A 16,332-nucleotide genomic window follows, 5' to 3' on the forward strand; every position below is an offset into this window, starting at 1 on the left:
GGCTAGGCCATGAGCGTGGTCGATCCCTCCGACAGCAACCCGCGCCCCGACGATTGGTCGCGCAAGCCCGAACGCAGCAACATGCTGGCGCTGCGGGTGATCTGCTGGATCGCACTGACTTGCGGGCGCAGCGTGGCGCGGCTGGTGCTGCATCCGATCTCCATCTATTTCTTCCTGTTCTCGCCCACTGCACGGCGCAACATCAAGCGCTACCTGCGGCGCGCGATCGGCCCGGACATCGGATGGCGCGACGGCTACCGCTTGCTGTATTCCTTCGCGTCGACCGTGCTGGACCGCGTGTACTTCCTGCGCGGACGCTGGGACCTGTTCGACGTGAGCATCACCGGCAACGTGCCGGTCGAAGCCGAGGCGCTGGCCGGGCGCGGCGCCTTCCTGCTGGGCGCGCACGTGGGCAGCTTCGAGGCGCTGGGGGCCTGCAAGCACCGCAGCCCCGATGCACCCCGGCTGCGTGCCGCGATGCTCATGTTCCCGGACAACGCGCGCCAGATCAACGCCATCCTCCACGCGATCTGCCTGCCTGAAATGCGTCCGCACGTCATCGCGCTCGGCCGCGCGCATTCGATGCTGGAACTGCGCGACTGGCTCGACGCGGGCGGCATGGCCGGCCTGCTGGCCGATCGCACCTTGCCAGGGCAGGACAGTGACCCAGGCGTGCAGCGCGGCAACAACCTGTCGATTCCCTTCCTCGGCGAGCCGGCCATCTTCAACGACGGCCCGTTCCGGCTCGCCGTGCTGTTGCGCCGGAAGGTCTACTTCATGTCCGGGCTCTACCTCGGCGGCGCCCGCTACGATGTGCAGTTCGAACCGCTGGCCGATTTCAGCGTGCGCATCACCGACCCGGCCGAGCGGGAACGCCGCATTCGCGAGGCCGTCCAAAGCTATGTCACGCGCCTCGAGGACCTGTGCCGAAAGTACCCCTACAACTGGTTCAATTTCCATGATTTCTGGCTGGAAGATGGGCGCTGACCGCATGTCGAACGGATGGCGCGCGCTGGTGCTGGTGCTGTTGTGCGCGGCCGCGCCGGCATGGGCCTTCGACTTGAACGAACTCATGGGCCTGCTGGCGAAGAAGAAGCAGGGCGAGGGCACCTTCACCGAGCAGCGTTATGTGCACGGCCTCGAAGGCCCGCTGTCCGCCAGCGGCACGCTGAGCTTTGTCGCGCCCGACCAGATGACGCGGCGCACGCTCACCCCGCGGCCCGAGTCGATGGTGGTCGACGGCAACAACCTCACGCTCACGCGCGGCAACCGCACGCGCAGCATGGCGCTCGACAGCATGCCCGAGCTGCTCGGCATGGTCGAAGCCATGCGCGGCACGTTGAGCGGCAACGGGGCTGTGTTGCAGCGCTACTTCCGCAGCACGCTCAAGGGCAGCAGCGGCGACTGGACGCTCGACCTGGAGCCCATCGACGAGCGCCTGTCCGCGCAGGTGGCATCGATGCGCCTCAGCGGCAAGGGCGGCGAGGTGCTTGGCGTGGAGATGGAATTCCGCGGCGGCGACCGGTCGGTCATGACCATCGTGCCGCAGCGTGGCGGCGCGGCCGGATCGACGCAGGCGCCGGCCGGGCGCACTACGCCGTGACGGTGGCCGCGGCCGGACCCAGCCGCTCGCGCAGGGCGCTGGTGCTGCTGATCTGGCTGGCGTCGGTGCTGGCAGGTGTCGCCGTCATTTCGCGCACGCATTTCAGCGCCGACCTGTCGGCCTTCCTTCCAGCCAGTCCCGACCCGCACCAGCGCGTGCTGATCGAGCAGCTCCAGGCCGGCGTCGCCTCGCGCACGCTGCTGATCGGCGTCGAGGGAGGCAAGGACGCGGCGCAGCGTGCCGACGTGTCGCGCGCCCTCGGCAAGGCGATGCGTGCGAGCGGCCTGTTCGACCAGGTGCAGAACGGCGACACCAGTGAATGGGAGGCGTCGGGCACGTTCGTGTTCGACCACCGCTACCAGCTCTCGCCGGAAGTCACGCCCGACCGCTTCACCGTCGAAGGCCTGCGCAACGCCATCGACGACACGCTGTCGCTGCTGGGCACGCCTGCGGGCAACCTCGTCAAGCCGCTGCTCGAGCGCGACCCGACCGGCGAGACCCGCCGCATCGCCGAGGGCCTGCTGCCCGCCACGTCGCCACGCACCGATCACGGCGTCTGGGCCTCGCGCGATGCGCCGCGCGCCATGCTGCTGGCCGGCACCAGGGCTTCCGGTGGCGACCTCGATGCGCAGGCCGTCGTCATCGCGCGCGTGGAGTCCGAATTCGCCAAGGCCACGCAAGGGCTTGGCGCCAATGCGCCGAAGCTGCTGATGAGCGGTGCGCCCGTGTTCTCGGTGACCAGCCGCGACCAGATCAAGCGCGAGGCCCTTCACCTCGCGGTCATCGGCGGCATCGTGATGAGCGGCTTGCTGATGCTGGCTTTCGCGTCCCCGCGCGCGTTGGTCATCGCCTTGCTGCCGGTGGCGACCGGCGTGGTCGGCGGGACGGCTGCGGTGTCTCTGGTGTTCGGCCATGTGCACGGCATGACCATGGGCTTCGGCAGCACGCTGATCGGCGAGACCGTCGACTACGCGATCTACTACCTGATCCAGGCGCGCGGCGCGAGCGTGCCTGGCACCGGTTGGCAGCGCTGGCGCGACCTCAACTGGCCCACGGTGCGGCTCGGCCTGCTGACGTCGGTGTGCGGCTTCGCGGCCCTGGTGTTTTCGGGCTTTCCGGGTCTGGCGCAGCTTGGCGTGTTCTCCATTGCCGGACTGATCGCGGCGGCCATGGCAACGCGCCACGGCTTGCCGATGCTCGCGCCCGATGGCGCCTCCGGCATGGGCATGCGCCACCTCATGGCCCGCGCTGCAGGCGCCATCGCGCGCACGCTGCCGAAGCTGCGTTGGGGCTTCGTTGCACTTGGCATCGTCGCCGCCGTCTTGGTGGCGTGGCAAGGCTCGGACCTGTGGCGCGCCCGGCTGTCATCCATGAGCCCGATCAAGCAGGAGATGAGCGACCTCGACGCCAGGCTGCGCGATGACATCGGTGCAAGCGACGCCAGCACGCTGGTCGTGGTGCAGGCGGGCGACCAGCAGGCCGTGCTGCGCGCGACCGAGGCCGCCAGCGCGCGGCTCGATGCCTTGATCGAGGGCGGAGAGTTGCTGGGCTTCGAGACCGTCACGCGCATGCTGCCGAGCATCCAGGCCCAGCAGGACCGGATCGCGAGCCTGCCCGACGCGACGACGCTGCGCACCCGCCTGGCCGAAGCCACCGCCGGAGGCCCGCTGCCGGCCGCGCGGCTGGCGCCCTTCATCGCCGAGATCGACAAGGCGCGCACGCTGAAGCCGATCACGCGTGCCAACTTGATCGACGGGCCGCTCGGCGCCGTCGTCAACGCGATGCTGTACGAGCGGCCGGGCGGCGGTTGGGCTGCGCTGATCCCGCTGCATCCCGGTCCCAAGTTCGACGCGGTGCGACTGGCCGCGGCGCTGTCGACCTTGCCGGAAGTGCAGGTGGTGGATGTCGGCAATGAACTCAACAGCCTCTATGCGCACTACCTGCACGAGGCCTTCGTGCAGGTGATGGTGGGCGCGCTCGCGGTGGTGGTGCTGCTCGGCGTCTACCTGCGGTCGGGCCGCCGGCTGCTGGCGGTGTGCGAGCCGCTGGCGCTGGCCGTGCTGCTCACCCTCGGCGGCATGGCGGCCCTGCATGTCGCGCTCGGCATCCTGCACTTGGTGGGGCTGCTGCTGATCGTGGCGGTGGGCTCCAACTACGCGCTGTTCTTCGACCAGTTGCAGGAAACGGGCACGGCCGACGAAGACACGCTGGCCTCGCTGATGCTGGCCAACCTGACGACGGTGGTGTCCTTCGGGCTGATCGCGATCTCGGACATTCCGGCGCTGTCGGCCATCGGCCGCGTGGTGGCGCCGGGGGCCTTGCTGGCGTTGTTGTTGTCGGCTGCTTTCATGCACAGGAAGAAGACCGTCGCAGGTGTTGGAAGCAAAATACCGCCCTGATGTCGACCACCGTTTCTTCTGCTTCGGCGATGCCCGATGCCGCCCGCATGCCGCCCATCTTCGTGGCCAGTGCGGGCGTGCACGTGCTGGCGCTGGGCGCGGCGATCCTGGTGCCGGGCGCCTGGCCGTGGGCCCTGGGCGCGGTGGTGCTGAACCATGCGCTGATCACCGGCGCCGTGTTGATGCCGCGCGGCAGCCTGATCGGCCCCAATGTCACGCGCCTGCCGCAAGCGGCCATCGAGCGCCGTGAGGTCGCACTGACCATCGACGACGGGCCGGACCCCGAAGTCACGCCGCAGGTGCTGGACCTCCTGGATGCGGCCGGCGCACGCGCAACCTTTTTCTGCATTGCCGAACGCGTGGCCGCACACCCGGCGCTGGCACGCGAGATCGTTGCGCGCGGGCACAGCATCCAGAACCACACGGCGATCCATCGCCATGACTTCTCCCTGCTCGGCCCGCGTGGCTACACCGCCGAGGTTTTACGTGCGCAGGACATGCTCGCGGCCGTCACCGGCCAGCGACCGACCTGCTTTCGCGCGCCCGCAGGCTTCCGCAACCCGTTCCTCGCGCCGGTGCTGCGCCGGCTCGGGCTCTCGCTCGTGAGCTGGACGCGCCGCGGCTTCGACACACGCGAGCGCGATCCGGCCAAGGTGCTGGCGCGCCTCTCGCACAAGCTGGCTGCAGGCGACATCCTGTTGATGCACGACGGTAACGCCGCGCGCACGGCCGGCGGCACACCTGTCGTGCTGGAGGTCCTCCCATCGTTGCTTCAGAAGATCGCGCAGGCGAAGCTTCGAGCCGTCACCTTGCCCGAAGGCCTTGCTGAATGAGCACGGCGCTTGGCCGTCTCCAGCAAGCTCGCACCCCCTCCGGGGACGGCGTGGACATGAACCGCCCGGCAGGGGGCTTGAAGACGCCGATTGCCAGCCCGACGACGCTCGCATCTGCGCAGTTCGAGATCGATTGAATGAGTAACTTGATTTCTTCCGATGCCGCTTGGCGGCAATTGCATGACGCTGCCACCGAGCCCTATCGAAAGGCCGGCAAGTTCGCCTACGAATTCGCGCGCGGCAAGCTGGGCCGCGATCCGGTCTTCCGCGGGCTGATCGAGCGCGGCCTGATCGGCGGCGGGCGAGGCAGGGTGCTGGACATCGGCTGCGGACAGAGCCTGTTCGCGAGCCTGCTGTCTTCGATGGCCGCGATGCAGGCACGCGGCCAATGGCCGTCCGGCTGGGCCGCGACGCCTGCGCGTGCGGACTACACCGGGATTGAGTTGATGCCGCGCGACGTGGCCCGTGCGGAGTCCTCCATCGGGCACCTGCAGCCCACGCCGCGTTTCGTCTGCGGCAACATGTGCACAGCCTCCTTTCCCGCCAGCGATCTCGTGGTGATCCTCGACGTCCTGCACTACGTCGACCACGCGGCGCAGGAGGGCGTGCTGCGCCGCGTGCGCGATGCCTTGCCGACAGGTGGCAGGTTGCTGCTGCGCGTGGGCGATGCGGCCAACCGGCGCGGCTTTGCCATCAGCCAGTGGGTCGACCGCACCGTGACCCGTATCCGCGGCCACAAGGTCTCGCCGACCTGGGGCCGCACCTTGCAGGAATGGACCGCGCTGCTGCAGCGGCTCGGCTTCAGCGTGCAGAGCATCCCCATGAGCGAGGGCACGCCGTTCGCCAACGTGCTGCTCGTGGCCGACCGGATCGAAGCATGACCCATCCCCAAATCCTGAACCGCGACGCGATCGAGGCCCTCATCCCCCACCGCGGCACGATGTGCCTGCTGGAGCGGCTGGAAAGCTGGGACGCGCAGGCGATCCACTGCACGACCTCCACGCACTCGCTGCCCGACAACCCCTTGCGCACCGCCAGCGGGCTGATGGCGCCGAACGCGATCGAGTACGCCGCGCAGGTGATGGCCCTGCATGGTGGCTTGCTGATGGCGGAGGGCGAAACGGCCTCGGCCGGATTCATCGCCAGCGTGCGCAACGTGCGCCTTGCCGTCACCCGGCTCGATGACGTGCCTGGCGCGCTGCAGGTGCGTGCCACACGGCTCTCGGGCGATGCGCGCCAGGTGCTCTACGAATTCAGCGTCACCGACGCGGACGGCGCCGCGCTCGCGGATGGCCGCGCGGTGGTCGTGCTCAACACCCCCATGCCCACATGACTGCGACGAACCTCTCCGGAAAACGTGCCCTGATCACCGGCGCCAGCGGCGCCCTGGGCACGGCCATTGCCCAGCGCCTCGCGCGCGACGGCGCCACCGTGCTGCTGCATGCCAGTTCGCGCCCCGAGGCCATCGAGCAACTGGCCGAATCGATCAAGGCCGCGGGCGGCAGTGCCGAATGCCACGTCTTCGACCTGCGCAGTGACGAAGCCACGGCGGCCGGCTGTGCCGCGATGCTGCAAGTCGGACCGGTGCAGATCATCGTCAACAACGCCGGCGTGCATGACGATGCGGTGCTGCCGGGCATGCGGGCCGAGCAATGGCACAAGGTCATCGACGTGTCGCTCAACGGCTTCTTCCGCGTCACGCAGCCGCTGCTGCTGCCGATGCTGCGCACGCGCTGGGGGCGCATCCTCAACGTGTCCTCGGTGGCCTCGCTGATGGGCAACCGCGGCCAGGTCAACTATGCCGCCGCCAAGGGCGGGCTCAACAGCGCGACCAAGGCGCTGTCGCTCGAAGTCGCGGCGCGCGGCGTCACGGTCAATGCGATTGCGCCCGGCATCATCGCGTCCCCAATGGCCGATGCGGCGTTCGACCCGGCGCTGATCCAGCAGATGGTGCCAGTGAAGCGCGCCGGTACGCCGGAGGAAGTGGCGGCGCTGGCCGGCTTCCTGGCGAGCTACGAAGCCGGTTACATCACAGGCCAGGTGATCTCGATCAACGGCGGGATGTTCTGACAACGTGTGGCTTCACGTACCGCCGCTCTTCGGAATGAACTCGGACAAGTAGCGGTATCTGATGTTCGCCTCCCAAAGCAGGTGCGGGCGAATCAGCAATCGAAGCGCACGCTCGAAGTTCGAGATCTCACGCAATTCCGCGGCCGCCTGCCTCGCGTCGTCGCCCAGATACGCAGCTGGAAAGATCTTTTCAATGGCCCGTCTTGCCGATTTCATCGTGGTCGGGACGTCGAACAGTTCGAGGTGTGTCGAGTCCCCGGCGGGCAATGCCTTGATGTAGAACGGAAAGTCGCGCAGCACGCCGCCGCTGACGGTCACTTGCGATAGTTCCCGCAGCAGACCCTTCAGGTTGGTCTGCTCGAGAAGTTGCAAGTCGTCCGGTATCACGATGGTCAGCGTGAACGTCTTGTACTTGAGCCTGCGCTTGATGACTTGATCGCTGCCCAGGGCCTTTCCCTTGAAGACCAGAGGCTTGTAGTCATCGAGTTGACTGCACACCAGCGAGATGAAATTCTCGAAGTATCCAATCGCCAGCGCGGTGGAAGGCAATTGCGAGAACTCGGCCGAGGTGGCGTGGTGGCGAAGAATGTCCCCAACGATGCGATCCGCCATCGCCTCGAATTCGTCGTCGGGCGTCTTGCCATCCGGCCCGAATTTGAACCTGTCGAATTGGATGCCTTGCAAGTCGGAAGGAACACGCAGCTTGTCGAGAACAAGGGCGTAGGCACGGTGCTTTCCGACCCGGCCCAAGAACAAACCGTACTCGAACAGGATGTTGTCGCGGGCGGTGGCGTAGGTTTCGTCTCGGCTGATCATCTCGTCGTCCGACGTGAACACCAGGACAGCAAATTCGTAGAGGCTCGAGGCGGTCAGAAGCGAATCGAGATAGGACTCCTGACGTCGAAATACATTGCCGGCGCCATTCCACATACGTACGACCGCCTGGTCGCCAAAACGCCTTTCCAGGGCTTCGGCAACCGCCAGTCCTTCAGTCGAGGAACCGATGAAGACAGTGGGTCTCTTGTCCATGGCGCGGTCCGATGCAGGCCAAAACGGCCTTGTCATCCTGACCGCCGCAACAGGCGAGCGCAATCCAACTTATTGGGGATGCTTGCCCGGGAAGCGTCGCGGGCACGCGGCGCGCGCTACTGCTGGAAGGGTGGCATTCCCAGCACGCGCTTGACCAGCAGCCACGGCAGCCGCAGCACGAACTCCACCATCAGGCGCGTATGCATCCAGGTCAGCAGCACGTTGTCGCGCCCGTAGCGGAAGTGCGAGACACCACCTTCGGCGGCAGTGAGGTACTTGACCGGCGCATCGATGTTGACCGGCTTCACCCCGCGCCAGGCCAGCCGCACCACGGCCTCCGTGTCGAAGTCGAAGCGGCGCATCCAGGACTGCCGCGACATCACCTGGATCAACGCGTCGACGGGATAGACACGAAAGCCATAGAGCGAATCGCCGATGCCGGCGAACAGCGTCTCCAGTTGCGTCCAGCTGTTGGACACGCGGCGTCCGCGCACGCGCAGCAGCGGGGCGCTGGCATCGAACACGGGGCGGCCGAGCACCATGGTCTCGGGCCGTGCGATGGACGCTTGCATGAAGGCCGGGATGAGGTCGGCGGGATGCTGGCCGTCGGAGTCCATGGTCAGCGCATGCGTGAAGCCGGCTTCCCGTGCCTTGCGCAGGCCATGCAGCACCGCGGCGCCCTTGCCCTCGTTGAGAGGCAGTTGCAGGACCTTGAGGCCGGCATCGTTCGCAGCGAGGTGCGCCAGCCGCTCACCCGTGCCGTCGGTGCTGCCGTCGATGACCACCCAGACCGGCGTCCATTGGGCACGTGCCTCGCGGACGGTCGAAAACAGGCGCTCCCCGGTGTTGTAGCTCGGGATCAGTACGAGGTGTGTGCGCGGGTCGGCGTCTTGGGGCATTCGGGCTGGGCGTCGAGGGCGCGTTGTTCGAGGTTGTGGCGGAAGTACTGTTCAAGCTGCATCAACAGCGCATTGCTGTCCTGCTGCGGCGCAAAGCGCTGGCCGAGCCGCAGCTTGAAGACGATCGGCAGCGGCGGCACCTTCCAGATCGGCCAGCCCTTGCCCAGGTAGGGCGAATCGGTGTCGATGAAGACGGTCTGGATCGGTGCCTGCGCCAGCTTGGCAATGAGCGTGACGCCAGGGCGGAAGTGGTTGATGGGCTGCTCGACCGTGCGCGTGCCTTCAGGGAACAGCACCAGCTGCCCGCCTGCGCGCAGGTCCTCGACGGCAAGCCGAACCATCGAGCGGGCCGAGTCGTTGCGAATGTAGTGCGCGAGCCGCGCGCCGGCCCCGAGGAAGATGTTCTTCATCAGGTCGGCCTTCATGATGCAGGCGCTGCGCGGCAGGTGGGCCACCAGCAGCAGTGCGTCCAGCATGGTGGGATGGTTGGCGACGAAGATCAGCCCGCGCTCGTCGCGCAGGGCGTCCAGGCAGCGCGCGTCGATGCGCATCATGCCGGTGAACGATGCGATCGCCCAGAACCAGCGGTAGGCCAGTGCGATGGCGGCACGGCCCAAGGGACGTGCGATGCGAGAGGGCAGCACCGGTTGCAACAGCATCGCGATGAAGTTCCAAACCAGCGAAATGATGCCGAGCAACGTCAGCAACGCATAGAGCGGCACGGCCAGCAAGACCTTCCTGAGCGTGCGTAGTAGCTGCATCTCGAACAGGCCCTTTCAGTCGCCGAGCGCGCCGGCTTCAGTCGCGTGCGCCTCGATCTCGACCAGGAGGTCGCTGCGGCAGATGTCGGCCTCCAGGAACACCGCGTGCTGCATGAAGCGCGAGCGCGCACCGAGCGCCTGCACCAGTTGCGCCCGGATGGCCGGCGCGTCGGCAGGGTGGCGAACGTACACCACCACGTCGCTGCGTTCCAGCGAAAACTGCGCGCTGGTGCGCTGGTTGGCCGCCTCGATCACGCTGCGCAGGTTGACCAGCGTCTCCGCCAGTTGCGCATGGACGTCGCCAGCATGCACGGTGCGATGGCCAACGATGCTGGCAGTGCCTGAGATGAACAGCGCCACCTGGCCGCCGCCCAGCGCAGCCAGCGCGGCACGCGAGAAGGTCGGCGAGCGCGGACCGTAGTCGGCGGGGTAGTGGTAGGCCGACACCTGGCGCGGGTTTTCAACGGGCACCGGCGGCATCCGACCGGCCAGGAAGCGAACGCACAGCGCGCCCTCGTGCACGCCCAGCGCGCAGGCAGCGGGGGCACCTTCGAACGTCGCCTGTCCGGCTTCCAGGAAGGCCTGCTGGCGTCCGACATTGAATTGACGATAGCGCTCCATGCCGCCGCCGTCCGCGTTGATGCGTGGCAGGTAGTTCCAGATGCGCAGCAGGTGCGGGCAACCCGCGAGTTTCATGGCCTCGAACACGTTGCGGTAGGCCCGGTAGGAGAGGGTGGAGAGGTCTTCGCCCAGCGCGCTCTCGTCCAGGTCGACCACGCCGAGCAGCCAGTGTCCATCGGTACGCCAGCGCACCACGCCGGTGGTGCCGGACTGCACCGCCTCGCCTGCATGCCACAGGTCGACGACGGGTTCGCTGTCCAGCAGCACGCGCGCCGCCACGCCACTGACCCAGGAACTGTCGCTGCCGGCGCCATAGCTCAGCGCGGCAAAGGGGCGGGCGCCATCGGTCGCGCGGGCCAGGCCCTGGGCCAGGGTCAGCCTTTCAACGCGAAGGGGCGGCACTTCCGCCGCGACAGTGGTCGTCACGTGGCCCCTGCGAAACTGACGGTGCCGGCCGCGCGGAGCGTAGTCAGGGTCGTTGCCATGTCGTCGAGAACGGCTCCAGGCAGCAGCGCCATCCATGCCTCCTTCGTGCGCGATGGCCGCATTGCGGAACTCGCGGCAGTCGTCGTGTTGTTCTGGTTGTTCATGCCGGTCGGAGACTCGGGTGCAAAAAGTGGGACCGGTCCCTGCAAGAAAGGGCGGGGCGCGCAGGTTGGTGTGCCAGGAGCGGCAGCCGGGCGTATTGCTTCGGCGTCATCGGCGGATTATCCCAAAAAGCTTGAAGCCACCATTCGGCGGAACGGCGGCGTTGTGTTCGCCGGACAGTAAACTCGCGGACTGCTTTGCAAACACGAGAACGCGAGATATAGAGCTATGGCCGGACACAGCAAATGGGCAAACATCCAGCACAGGAAAGGCCGGCAAGACGAAAAGCGCGGCAAGGCCTGGACCCGGGTGATTCGCGAAATCATGGTCGCCGCACGGCTCGGTGGCGGCGACTTGAGCATCAATCCGCGGCTGCGGTTGGCGGTGGAAAAGGCCAAGGCCGTCAACCTGCCGATCGACACGGTCAAGCGCAACATCGACAAGGCCACCGGCAATCTGGAAGGCGTCAACTACGAGGAAATCCGCTATGAAGGCTACGGCATCGGCGGCGCGGCCATCATCGTCGACACCATGACCGACAACCGCGTCCGCACAGTGGCTGAAGTGCGGCATGCGTTCAGCAAGCACGGCGGCAACATGGGCACCGAAGGCTCGGTGGCCTTCCAGTTCAAGCACTGCGGCCAGTTCGTATTCGCGCCCGGCGCGAGCGAGGACAAGATCATGGAAGTGGCCCTGGAAGCGGGTGCCGAAGACGTCATCACCGATGACGACGGCGCCATCGAAGTGCTGACCGCGGTCGGCGACTTTGAAGCGGTAAAGAACGCGCTGGAAGCCGCGGGCCTCAAGCCCGAGGTGGCCGAAGTCACGATGCGGGCCGAGAATCCCATTGCCGTCACGGGCGAGGATGCCGCCAAGATGCAGAAGCTGCTCGACGTGCTCGAAGACCTCGACGACGTGCAAGAGGTCTATCACAACGCAGAGCTGTCCGAATGAAAGTCCTCGTCATCGGCAGCGGCGGACGCGAGCATGCACTGGCCTGGCGCCTCGGCCGGTCGGAGCGCGTGTCGAAGCTCTACGTGGCGCCCGGCAACGGCGGCACCGCGCTCGACCATCGCTTCGAATGCGTGCCGCTCACCGACCCCGTCGCGCTGCGCGAGTGGGCTGCCAAGGAAAAGATCGTGCTGACGGTGGTCGGCCCCGAAACACCGCTTGCGGCCGGCGTGGTCGACGAATTCCGTGCGCATGGCTTGCGCATCTTCGGCCCGACGAAAGCGGCGGCGCAGCTTGAAAGCTCCAAGGCTTTTTCCAAGTCGTTCATGAAGCGCCACAAGATCCCGACGGCGGAGTTCGAGACCTTCACCGACCCGGCGCAAGCGCATGCGTACATCGACGCCAAGGGCGCACCGATCGTGGTCAAGGCCGATGGACTGGCGGCAGGCAAGGGCGTCGTCGTCGCGATGACGCTGGCCGAGGCGCACGAGGCCGTCGACTTCATGCTCGAAGGCAACAAGTTCGGCGTGACCCACAACGAGGGCGGCGCGCGCGTCGTCATCGAGGAATTCCTGCAGGGCGAGGAAGCCAGCTTCATCGTCATGTCCGATGGCCGCAACGTGACGGCGCTGGCCACCAGCCAGGACCACAAACGGCTGCTCGACGACGACCAGGGCCCGAACACCGGTGGCATGGGCGCCTATTCGCCCGCGCCGGTGGTCACGGCCACGGTGCATGCGCGCGCGATGCGCGAGGTCATCCTGCCGACCATCCGCGGCATGGAGCGTGACGGCATCCTGTTCACCGGCTTCCTCTACGCCGGCCTGATGATCGATGCGCAGGGCCATGTCAAGACGCTGGAATTCAACTGCCGCATGGGCGACCCGGAAACGCAGCCGATCATGATGCGGCTCAAGTCGGACCTGTTCGAAGTGCTGTGGCATGCGACCGACTGCACGCTCGACCAGGTCGAACTGCAATGGGACCGCCGCACCGCGCTCGGCGTCGTGATGGCCGCGCATGGCTACCCGCTGGACCCGCGCAAGGGCGACCTGATCACCGGCCTGCCGCCCGAGGCGCCCGATGCGATGGTGTTCCATGCCGGGACTGCGCTGTCGAATGGCGAAGTCCGCACCAGCGGCGGCCGTGTGCTCTGCGTGACCGTGCTGGCCGACAGCGTCAAGCAGGCGCAGCACCGGGCCTATGAAGTCGCGGCGCGCATTCAATTCGACGGCGTGCAATACCGACATGACATCGGCTTCCGGGCCTTGCCGCAACGCGGATGAGCACGGCGGCTTCGCCCGAAGCGGTCGGCGAGTGGCTGCGTGCCTTGCAGCAGCGCATCGTCGCGGCTGTCGAGCAGGCGGATGGCGGCGTGGCCGTGCGCGATGCCTGGCAGAAGGCACCCGGCGAACCCTTGCAAGGCAGCGGCCTGACCTGCATCCTCGAAGGCGGCGAATTGTTCGAACGTGCGGGCTGCGGCTTTTCGCAGGTGCGCGGGCCGAAGCTGCCGCCCTCGGCCACGCAGCACCGGCCGGAACTGTCCGGCGCGCCTTTCGAGGCAATGGGTGTGTCGCTCGTGTTTCACCCGCGCAACCCGTACGTGCCGACGGTGCACATGAACGTGCGCATGCTGGCCGCGATGCCGGCCGGCGGTGAACCCGTCTGCTGGTTCGGCGGTGGCATGGACCTCACGCCGTACTACGCCTTCGAGGAAGACGCGCGGCACTTCCACCAGACCTGCCGCGATGCGCTGGCGCCCTTCGGCGACGACAAGTACCCGCGCTTCAAGACCTGGTGCGACGACTACTTCTTTCTCAAGCACCGCAACGAGGCGCGCGGCGTGGGCGGCGTCTTCTTTGACGACTTCTCCGAGCTTGGCTTTGCGCAGAGCTTCGCGATGCTGCAGGCGGTCGGCGATGGCTTGTTGCCCGCCTACATGCCCATCGTCGAGCGCCGCCGCAACACGCCTTACGGCGAGCGCGAGCGCCAGTTCCAGTTGTACCGGCGTGGGCGCTACGTGGAGTTCAACCTGGTGTGGGACCGGGGCACGCACTTCGGCCTGCAATCTGGCGGGCGCACCGAATCGATCCTGATGTCGATGCCGCCGCTGGCCAGCTGGGCCTATCGGCGCGAGGACGAGCCGGGTTCGCCCGAGGCCGCATTGACGCGGGATTTCCTCGTTCGGCGCGAGTGGGTGTGACTGAAGACTTGCCGCGCATCGGTGTGTTCGGCGGTGCTTTCGACCCGCCGCACAACGCGCATGTGGCCCTTGCGCAGGCAGCGCTGGAACAACTGAATCTCATGCAATTGCGCATCTTTCCCACGGGCCAGGCTTGGCACAAGGCGCGTGGATTGAGCAGTGCGGAACACCGTCTCGCGATGGCTGAACTGGCCTTCGAAAGCTTGCCAAATGTGGCCGTCGATGCGCGCGAAATCCGGCGGTCCGGGCCAACCTATACACTAGACACCCTGCTCGAACTCAAAAAGGAGTGTCCGGACATGCAACCTGTGTTGCTGATCGGCACCGACCAAGCGGCTGCCTTGCGCAGTTGGCATGGCTTTGAGGAGATCCTTTCGATCGCTATTGTTTCGATAGCGCACAGGGCAGACCCCACACGCGCCACAGCCCGATTCGATCCGCTCAGCAGTCTGGCGCCGCTTCCCCGCGGCGCACGATTCGAGGCGATCGATCTGGCACCGATGGACATCAGCGCCACCGATATTCGCGCCCGCGTAGCCCGCGGCGCCGACATCTCTGGTCTGGTTCCACCTGCCGTTGCGCGCTATATTGACCGCCACCACCTCTACGCACCCGCCTGATGACCACTGAAGCCGCCGCCAAGAAAGACACCCAGAAACTCCAGAGAGCCATCGTCGATGGGCTCGAAGACGTCAAGGCGCAGGACATCCAGGTATTCGATACGGAGCATCTTTCACCGCTGTTCGAGCGGGTGATCGTGGCCTCGGGTACGTCGAACCGCCAGACCAAGGCGCTGGCCGCGAGCGTGCGTGATGCGGTGCGCGAGGCCGGCTTCGGCAAGCCGCGCATCGAGGGTGAAGACAACGGCGAGTGGATCATCGTGGACTGCGGTGCGGCGGTGGCGCACATCATGCAACCGGCGATCCGCCAGTACTACCACCTGGAAGAGATCTGGGGCGAGAAGCCGGTGCGGCTGAAGTTCGGCGCGGCCAAGCCGGTGTCTACGTCCAGCAGCGCCGCGTCTGCACCGGCGGCCAAGAAGGCGCCTACGACACTGCGTCGCACCAGCGCGGCCAAGACCGCCATTCGTGCGGCGGAGCAAGCTGCGAAGGCCGAAAAGCCCTCGAGCCGCAAGCCGGCCACGAAGAAGGCCGTGGCAAAGACGACCGCCGTGAAGAAGGCGCCGGCGAAGAAGACCGCCGCCAGCAAGACCCCGATCAAGACCGTGGTCGCCGGCAAGCCCGCTGCCAGGAAACCCGCGGCCAAGACTGCCGCACGCAAGACCACTGCCTCGCGCAGCAAATGAAGCTGCTGGTGGTCGCGGTCGGGCAGCGCATGCCCGACTGGGCGCAGACCGCCTGGGACGACTATGCCAAGCGTTTCCCGCCCGAACTGAAGCTGGAACTGCGTGCCGTCAAGACCGAGCCGCGCGGCTCCAAGACCCTCGAGACCCTCTACGCCGCCGAACGCGAGCGCATCGAAGGTGCGATCGCGCGGGGCATGCGCATCGTCGCGCTCGATGAGCGCGGTACCTCGCTGACAACCAAGGCGCTGGCCGCGCGCCTGCAGGCCTGGCAAGGCGAGGGCGATGACGTGGCGCTGGTCATCGGTGGGCCCGACGGCCTTGACCCGGCCTTCAAGGCGGCAGCGCATGAACGCATCCGCCTGTCGGACCTGACTCTGCCGCATGCGATGGCGCGCGTGCTGCTGGTCGAGCAGCTGTATCGCGCGTGGTCGGTCAATGCAGGCCACCCTTACCACCGCGAATGAAGTCCTCGTTCATCTACCTCGCATCGCAAAGCCCGCGCCGCGCGCAGTTGCTGGGCCAACTTGGCGTGAAGCACGAGTTGCTGCTGGCTGCCCCCGATGAAGACGCCGAGGCGCTGGAAGAAGTGCGTGGCGGCGAGTCGCCTAGCGCCTACGTGCAACGGGTGACCGGCCTCAAGCTCGATGCCGCCGTCGCACGCCACGCGCGGCTGGGATTGCCGCCCGCGCCGATCCTCTGCGCCGACACCACCGTCGCGCTGGGCCGCACCATCCTCGGCAAGCCGGAAGACGCGCGCGACGCCCATCGCATGCTCGCCATGCTCTCCGGCCACACCCATCGCGTGCTGACCGCAGTCGCCGTCCAGAACGGCCGTCGCCGCGTGGCCGCGCTGAGCGTGTCCCGCGTCACCTTCGGCGTGGTCAGCCGCAAGGACATCGCCGCCTACGTGGCCAGCGGCGAGCCGCTCGGCAAGGCCGGCGCGTACGCGGTCCAGGGGCGCGCGGCTGCATTCATCGAGCACATGACGGGGTCGTATTCGGGCATCATGGGACTCCCCATGTACGAGACAAACGCATTGCTCCGGCAGGCCGGATTCAAGGCCTGACCC

At 67.1% G+C, this 16,332-nt stretch carries 20 protein-coding genes; 15 read left to right on the forward strand and 5 right to left on the reverse strand.

Annotated features, from left to right (window positions below; all coding sequences use genetic code 11):
* Positions 1 to 9 precede the first annotated feature (9 nt).
* From WKW82_RS15970 to fabG, 8 genes are read left to right on the forward strand one after another with little or no spacing between them, the layout of a single operon-like run.
* Positions 10 to 987, forward strand: a complete 978-nt coding sequence (locus tag WKW82_RS15970; protein ID WP_340343295.1) for an acyl-CoA synthetase — start codon at positions 10 to 12, stop codon at positions 985 to 987.
* On the forward strand, positions 959 to 1,603 hold the full coding sequence (locus tag WKW82_RS15975; protein WP_340343296.1) for a LolA-related protein: 645 nt from the start codon (positions 959 to 961) through the stop codon (positions 1,601 to 1,603). The genes WKW82_RS15970 and WKW82_RS15975 overlap by 29 nt, the downstream gene beginning before the upstream one ends.
* Before the next feature lie 2 nt (positions 1,604 to 1,605).
* The gene (locus WKW82_RS15980; protein ID WP_340343297.1) at positions 1,606 to 4,002 is read left to right on the forward strand and encodes an MMPL family transporter; all 2,397 of its coding nucleotides are present in this window, start codon (positions 1,606 to 1,608) and stop codon (positions 4,000 to 4,002) included.
* Positions 4,002 to 4,835 (forward strand): polysaccharide deacetylase family protein, encoded by an 834-nt coding sequence (locus tag WKW82_RS15985; protein ID WP_422823498.1) that lies wholly within the window; start codon positions 4,002 to 4,004, stop codon positions 4,833 to 4,835. Before WKW82_RS15980 ends, WKW82_RS15985 begins: the two co-directional genes overlap by 1 nt.
* The gene (locus WKW82_RS15990; protein ID WP_340343298.1) at positions 4,832 to 4,972 is read left to right on the forward strand and encodes a hypothetical protein; all 141 of its coding nucleotides are present in this window, start codon (positions 4,832 to 4,834) and stop codon (positions 4,970 to 4,972) included. Before WKW82_RS15985 ends, WKW82_RS15990 begins: the two co-directional genes overlap by 4 nt.
* On the forward strand, positions 4,973 to 5,716 hold the full coding sequence (locus WKW82_RS15995) for a methyltransferase domain-containing protein (RefSeq protein ID WP_340343299.1): 744 nt from the start codon (positions 4,973 to 4,975) through the stop codon (positions 5,714 to 5,716).
* The gene (locus tag WKW82_RS16000; RefSeq protein WP_340343300.1) at positions 5,713 to 6,168 is read left to right on the forward strand and encodes a hotdog family protein; all 456 of its coding nucleotides are present in this window, start codon (positions 5,713 to 5,715) and stop codon (positions 6,166 to 6,168) included. Before WKW82_RS15995 ends, WKW82_RS16000 begins: the two co-directional genes overlap by 4 nt.
* Positions 6,165 to 6,905 carry a 3-oxoacyl-ACP reductase FabG gene (gene fabG / locus WKW82_RS16005; protein ID WP_340343301.1) on the forward strand — a complete coding sequence of 247 codons (741 nt, stop codon included), beginning with the start codon at positions 6,165 to 6,167 and terminating at the stop codon, positions 6,903 to 6,905. Before WKW82_RS16000 ends, fabG begins: the two co-directional genes overlap by 4 nt.
* A gap of 12 nt (positions 6,906 to 6,917) precedes the next feature.
* On the opposite strand, the gene WKW82_RS16010 is transcribed toward fabG, so the two are convergent.
* From WKW82_RS16010 to WKW82_RS16030, 5 genes are all read right to left on the reverse strand, one after another.
* The gene (locus tag WKW82_RS16010) at positions 6,918 to 7,934 is read right to left on the reverse strand and encodes a TIR domain-containing protein (protein ID WP_340343302.1); all 1,017 of its coding nucleotides are present in this window, start codon (positions 7,932 to 7,934) and stop codon (positions 6,918 to 6,920) included.
* 116 nt (positions 7,935 to 8,050) lie between these two features.
* Positions 8,051 to 8,833, reverse strand: a complete 783-nt coding sequence (locus WKW82_RS16015; protein ID WP_340343303.1) for a glycosyltransferase family 2 protein — start codon at positions 8,831 to 8,833, stop codon at positions 8,051 to 8,053.
* Positions 8,794 to 9,594 (reverse strand): lysophospholipid acyltransferase family protein, encoded by an 801-nt coding sequence (locus WKW82_RS16020; RefSeq protein ID WP_340343304.1) that lies wholly within the window; start codon positions 9,592 to 9,594, stop codon positions 8,794 to 8,796. Before WKW82_RS16020 ends, WKW82_RS16015 begins: the two co-directional genes overlap by 40 nt.
* Before the next feature lie 15 nt (positions 9,595 to 9,609).
* Positions 9,610 to 10,641: a chorismate transformation FkbO/Hyg5 family protein gene (locus WKW82_RS16025; RefSeq protein WP_340343305.1), complete on the reverse strand. Its 1,032-nt coding sequence runs from the start codon at positions 10,639 to 10,641 to the stop codon at positions 9,610 to 9,612.
* Positions 10,638 to 10,805 (reverse strand): hypothetical protein, encoded by a 168-nt coding sequence (locus tag WKW82_RS16030; protein WP_340343306.1) that lies wholly within the window; start codon positions 10,803 to 10,805, stop codon positions 10,638 to 10,640. Before WKW82_RS16030 ends, WKW82_RS16025 begins: the two co-directional genes overlap by 4 nt.
* 226 nt (positions 10,806 to 11,031) lie before the next feature.
* On the opposite strand from WKW82_RS16030, the gene WKW82_RS16035 reads away from it, so the two are divergent.
* Genes WKW82_RS16035 through WKW82_RS16065 form a run of 7 tightly spaced genes read left to right on the forward strand, consistent with a single transcriptional unit; the run spans position 11,032 to position 16,329 of the window.
* Complete coding sequence (locus tag WKW82_RS16035) at positions 11,032 to 11,757, forward strand: YebC/PmpR family DNA-binding transcriptional regulator (protein ID WP_340343307.1); 726 nt, start codon at positions 11,032 to 11,034, stop codon at positions 11,755 to 11,757.
* The gene (gene purD / locus WKW82_RS16040; protein WP_340343308.1) at positions 11,754 to 13,040 is read left to right on the forward strand and encodes a phosphoribosylamine--glycine ligase; all 1,287 of its coding nucleotides are present in this window, start codon (positions 11,754 to 11,756) and stop codon (positions 13,038 to 13,040) included. Before WKW82_RS16035 ends, purD begins: the two co-directional genes overlap by 4 nt.
* Positions 13,037 to 13,957, forward strand: a complete 921-nt coding sequence (gene hemF / locus WKW82_RS16045) for an oxygen-dependent coproporphyrinogen oxidase (protein WP_340343309.1) — start codon at positions 13,037 to 13,039, stop codon at positions 13,955 to 13,957. The genes purD and hemF overlap by 4 nt, the downstream gene beginning before the upstream one ends.
* Positions 13,954 to 14,577 (forward strand): nicotinate (nicotinamide) nucleotide adenylyltransferase, encoded by a 624-nt coding sequence (nadD, locus tag WKW82_RS16050; protein ID WP_340343310.1) that lies wholly within the window; start codon positions 13,954 to 13,956, stop codon positions 14,575 to 14,577. Before hemF ends, nadD begins: the two co-directional genes overlap by 4 nt.
* A complete protein-coding gene (rsfS, locus tag WKW82_RS16055; protein WP_340343311.1) occupies positions 14,577 to 15,263 on the forward strand; it encodes a ribosome silencing factor in 687 nt (228 codons plus the stop codon). Before nadD ends, rsfS begins: the two co-directional genes overlap by 1 nt.
* Positions 15,260 to 15,727, forward strand: coding sequence for a 23S rRNA (pseudouridine(1915)-N(3))-methyltransferase RlmH (rlmH, locus tag WKW82_RS16060; RefSeq protein ID WP_213959318.1), 468 nt, complete (start codon positions 15,260 to 15,262; stop codon positions 15,725 to 15,727). Before rsfS ends, rlmH begins: the two co-directional genes overlap by 4 nt.
* Positions 15,724 to 16,329, forward strand: coding sequence for a Maf family protein (locus tag WKW82_RS16065; RefSeq protein WP_340343312.1), 606 nt, complete (start codon positions 15,724 to 15,726; stop codon positions 16,327 to 16,329). Before rlmH ends, WKW82_RS16065 begins: the two co-directional genes overlap by 4 nt.
* Positions 16,330 to 16,332: the final 3 nt, after the last annotated feature.

This window comes from Variovorax rhizosphaerae, assembly GCF_037889975.1.
Lineage (GTDB): Bacteria > Pseudomonadota > Gammaproteobacteria > Burkholderiales > Burkholderiaceae_C > Variovorax > Variovorax rhizosphaerae.

What these genes read in the sequence shown, in the direction of transcription:
- WKW82_RS16010 (WP_340343302.1), bottom strand. Translation starts at nt 7,934, where the DNA reads ATGGACAAGAGACCCACTGTCTTCATCGGTTCCTCGACTGAAGGACTG.
- hemF (WP_340343309.1), top strand. Translation starts at nt 13,037, where the DNA reads ATGAGCACGGCGGCTTCGCCCGAAGCGGTCGGCGAGTGGCTGCGTGCC.
- fabG (WP_340343301.1), top strand. Translation starts at nt 6,165, where the DNA reads ATGACTGCGACGAACCTCTCCGGAAAACGTGCCCTGATCACCGGCGCC.
- WKW82_RS16030 (WP_340343306.1), bottom strand. Translation starts at nt 10,805, where the DNA reads ATGAACAACCAGAACAACACGACGACTGCCGCGAGTTCCGCAATGCGG.
- WKW82_RS16015 (WP_340343303.1), bottom strand. Translation starts at nt 8,833, where the DNA reads ATGCCCCAAGACGCCGACCCGCGCACACACCTCGTACTGATCCCGAGC.
- WKW82_RS16065 (WP_340343312.1), top strand. Translation starts at nt 15,724, where the DNA reads ATGAAGTCCTCGTTCATCTACCTCGCATCGCAAAGCCCGCGCCGCGCG.
- WKW82_RS16035 (WP_340343307.1), top strand. Translation starts at nt 11,032, where the DNA reads ATGGCCGGACACAGCAAATGGGCAAACATCCAGCACAGGAAAGGCCGG.
- rsfS (WP_340343311.1), top strand. Translation starts at nt 14,577, where the DNA reads ATGACCACTGAAGCCGCCGCCAAGAAAGACACCCAGAAACTCCAGAGA.
- WKW82_RS15995 (WP_340343299.1), top strand. Translation starts at nt 4,973, where the DNA reads ATGAGTAACTTGATTTCTTCCGATGCCGCTTGGCGGCAATTGCATGAC.
- WKW82_RS16000 (WP_340343300.1), top strand. Translation starts at nt 5,713, where the DNA reads ATGACCCATCCCCAAATCCTGAACCGCGACGCGATCGAGGCCCTCATC.
- WKW82_RS15975 (WP_340343296.1), top strand. Translation starts at nt 959, where the DNA reads ATGATTTCTGGCTGGAAGATGGGCGCTGACCGCATGTCGAACGGATGG.
- WKW82_RS16020 (WP_340343304.1), bottom strand. Translation starts at nt 9,594, where the DNA reads ATGCAGCTACTACGCACGCTCAGGAAGGTCTTGCTGGCCGTGCCGCTC.
- rlmH (WP_213959318.1), top strand. Translation starts at nt 15,260, where the DNA reads ATGAAGCTGCTGGTGGTCGCGGTCGGGCAGCGCATGCCCGACTGGGCG.
- purD (WP_340343308.1), top strand. Translation starts at nt 11,754, where the DNA reads ATGAAAGTCCTCGTCATCGGCAGCGGCGGACGCGAGCATGCACTGGCC.
- WKW82_RS15985 (WP_422823498.1), top strand. Translation starts at nt 4,002, where the DNA reads ATGTCGACCACCGTTTCTTCTGCTTCGGCGATGCCCGATGCCGCCCGC.
- WKW82_RS15990 (WP_340343298.1), top strand. Translation starts at nt 4,832, where the DNA reads ATGAGCACGGCGCTTGGCCGTCTCCAGCAAGCTCGCACCCCCTCCGGG.
- WKW82_RS15970 (WP_340343295.1), top strand. Translation starts at nt 10, where the DNA reads ATGAGCGTGGTCGATCCCTCCGACAGCAACCCGCGCCCCGACGATTGG.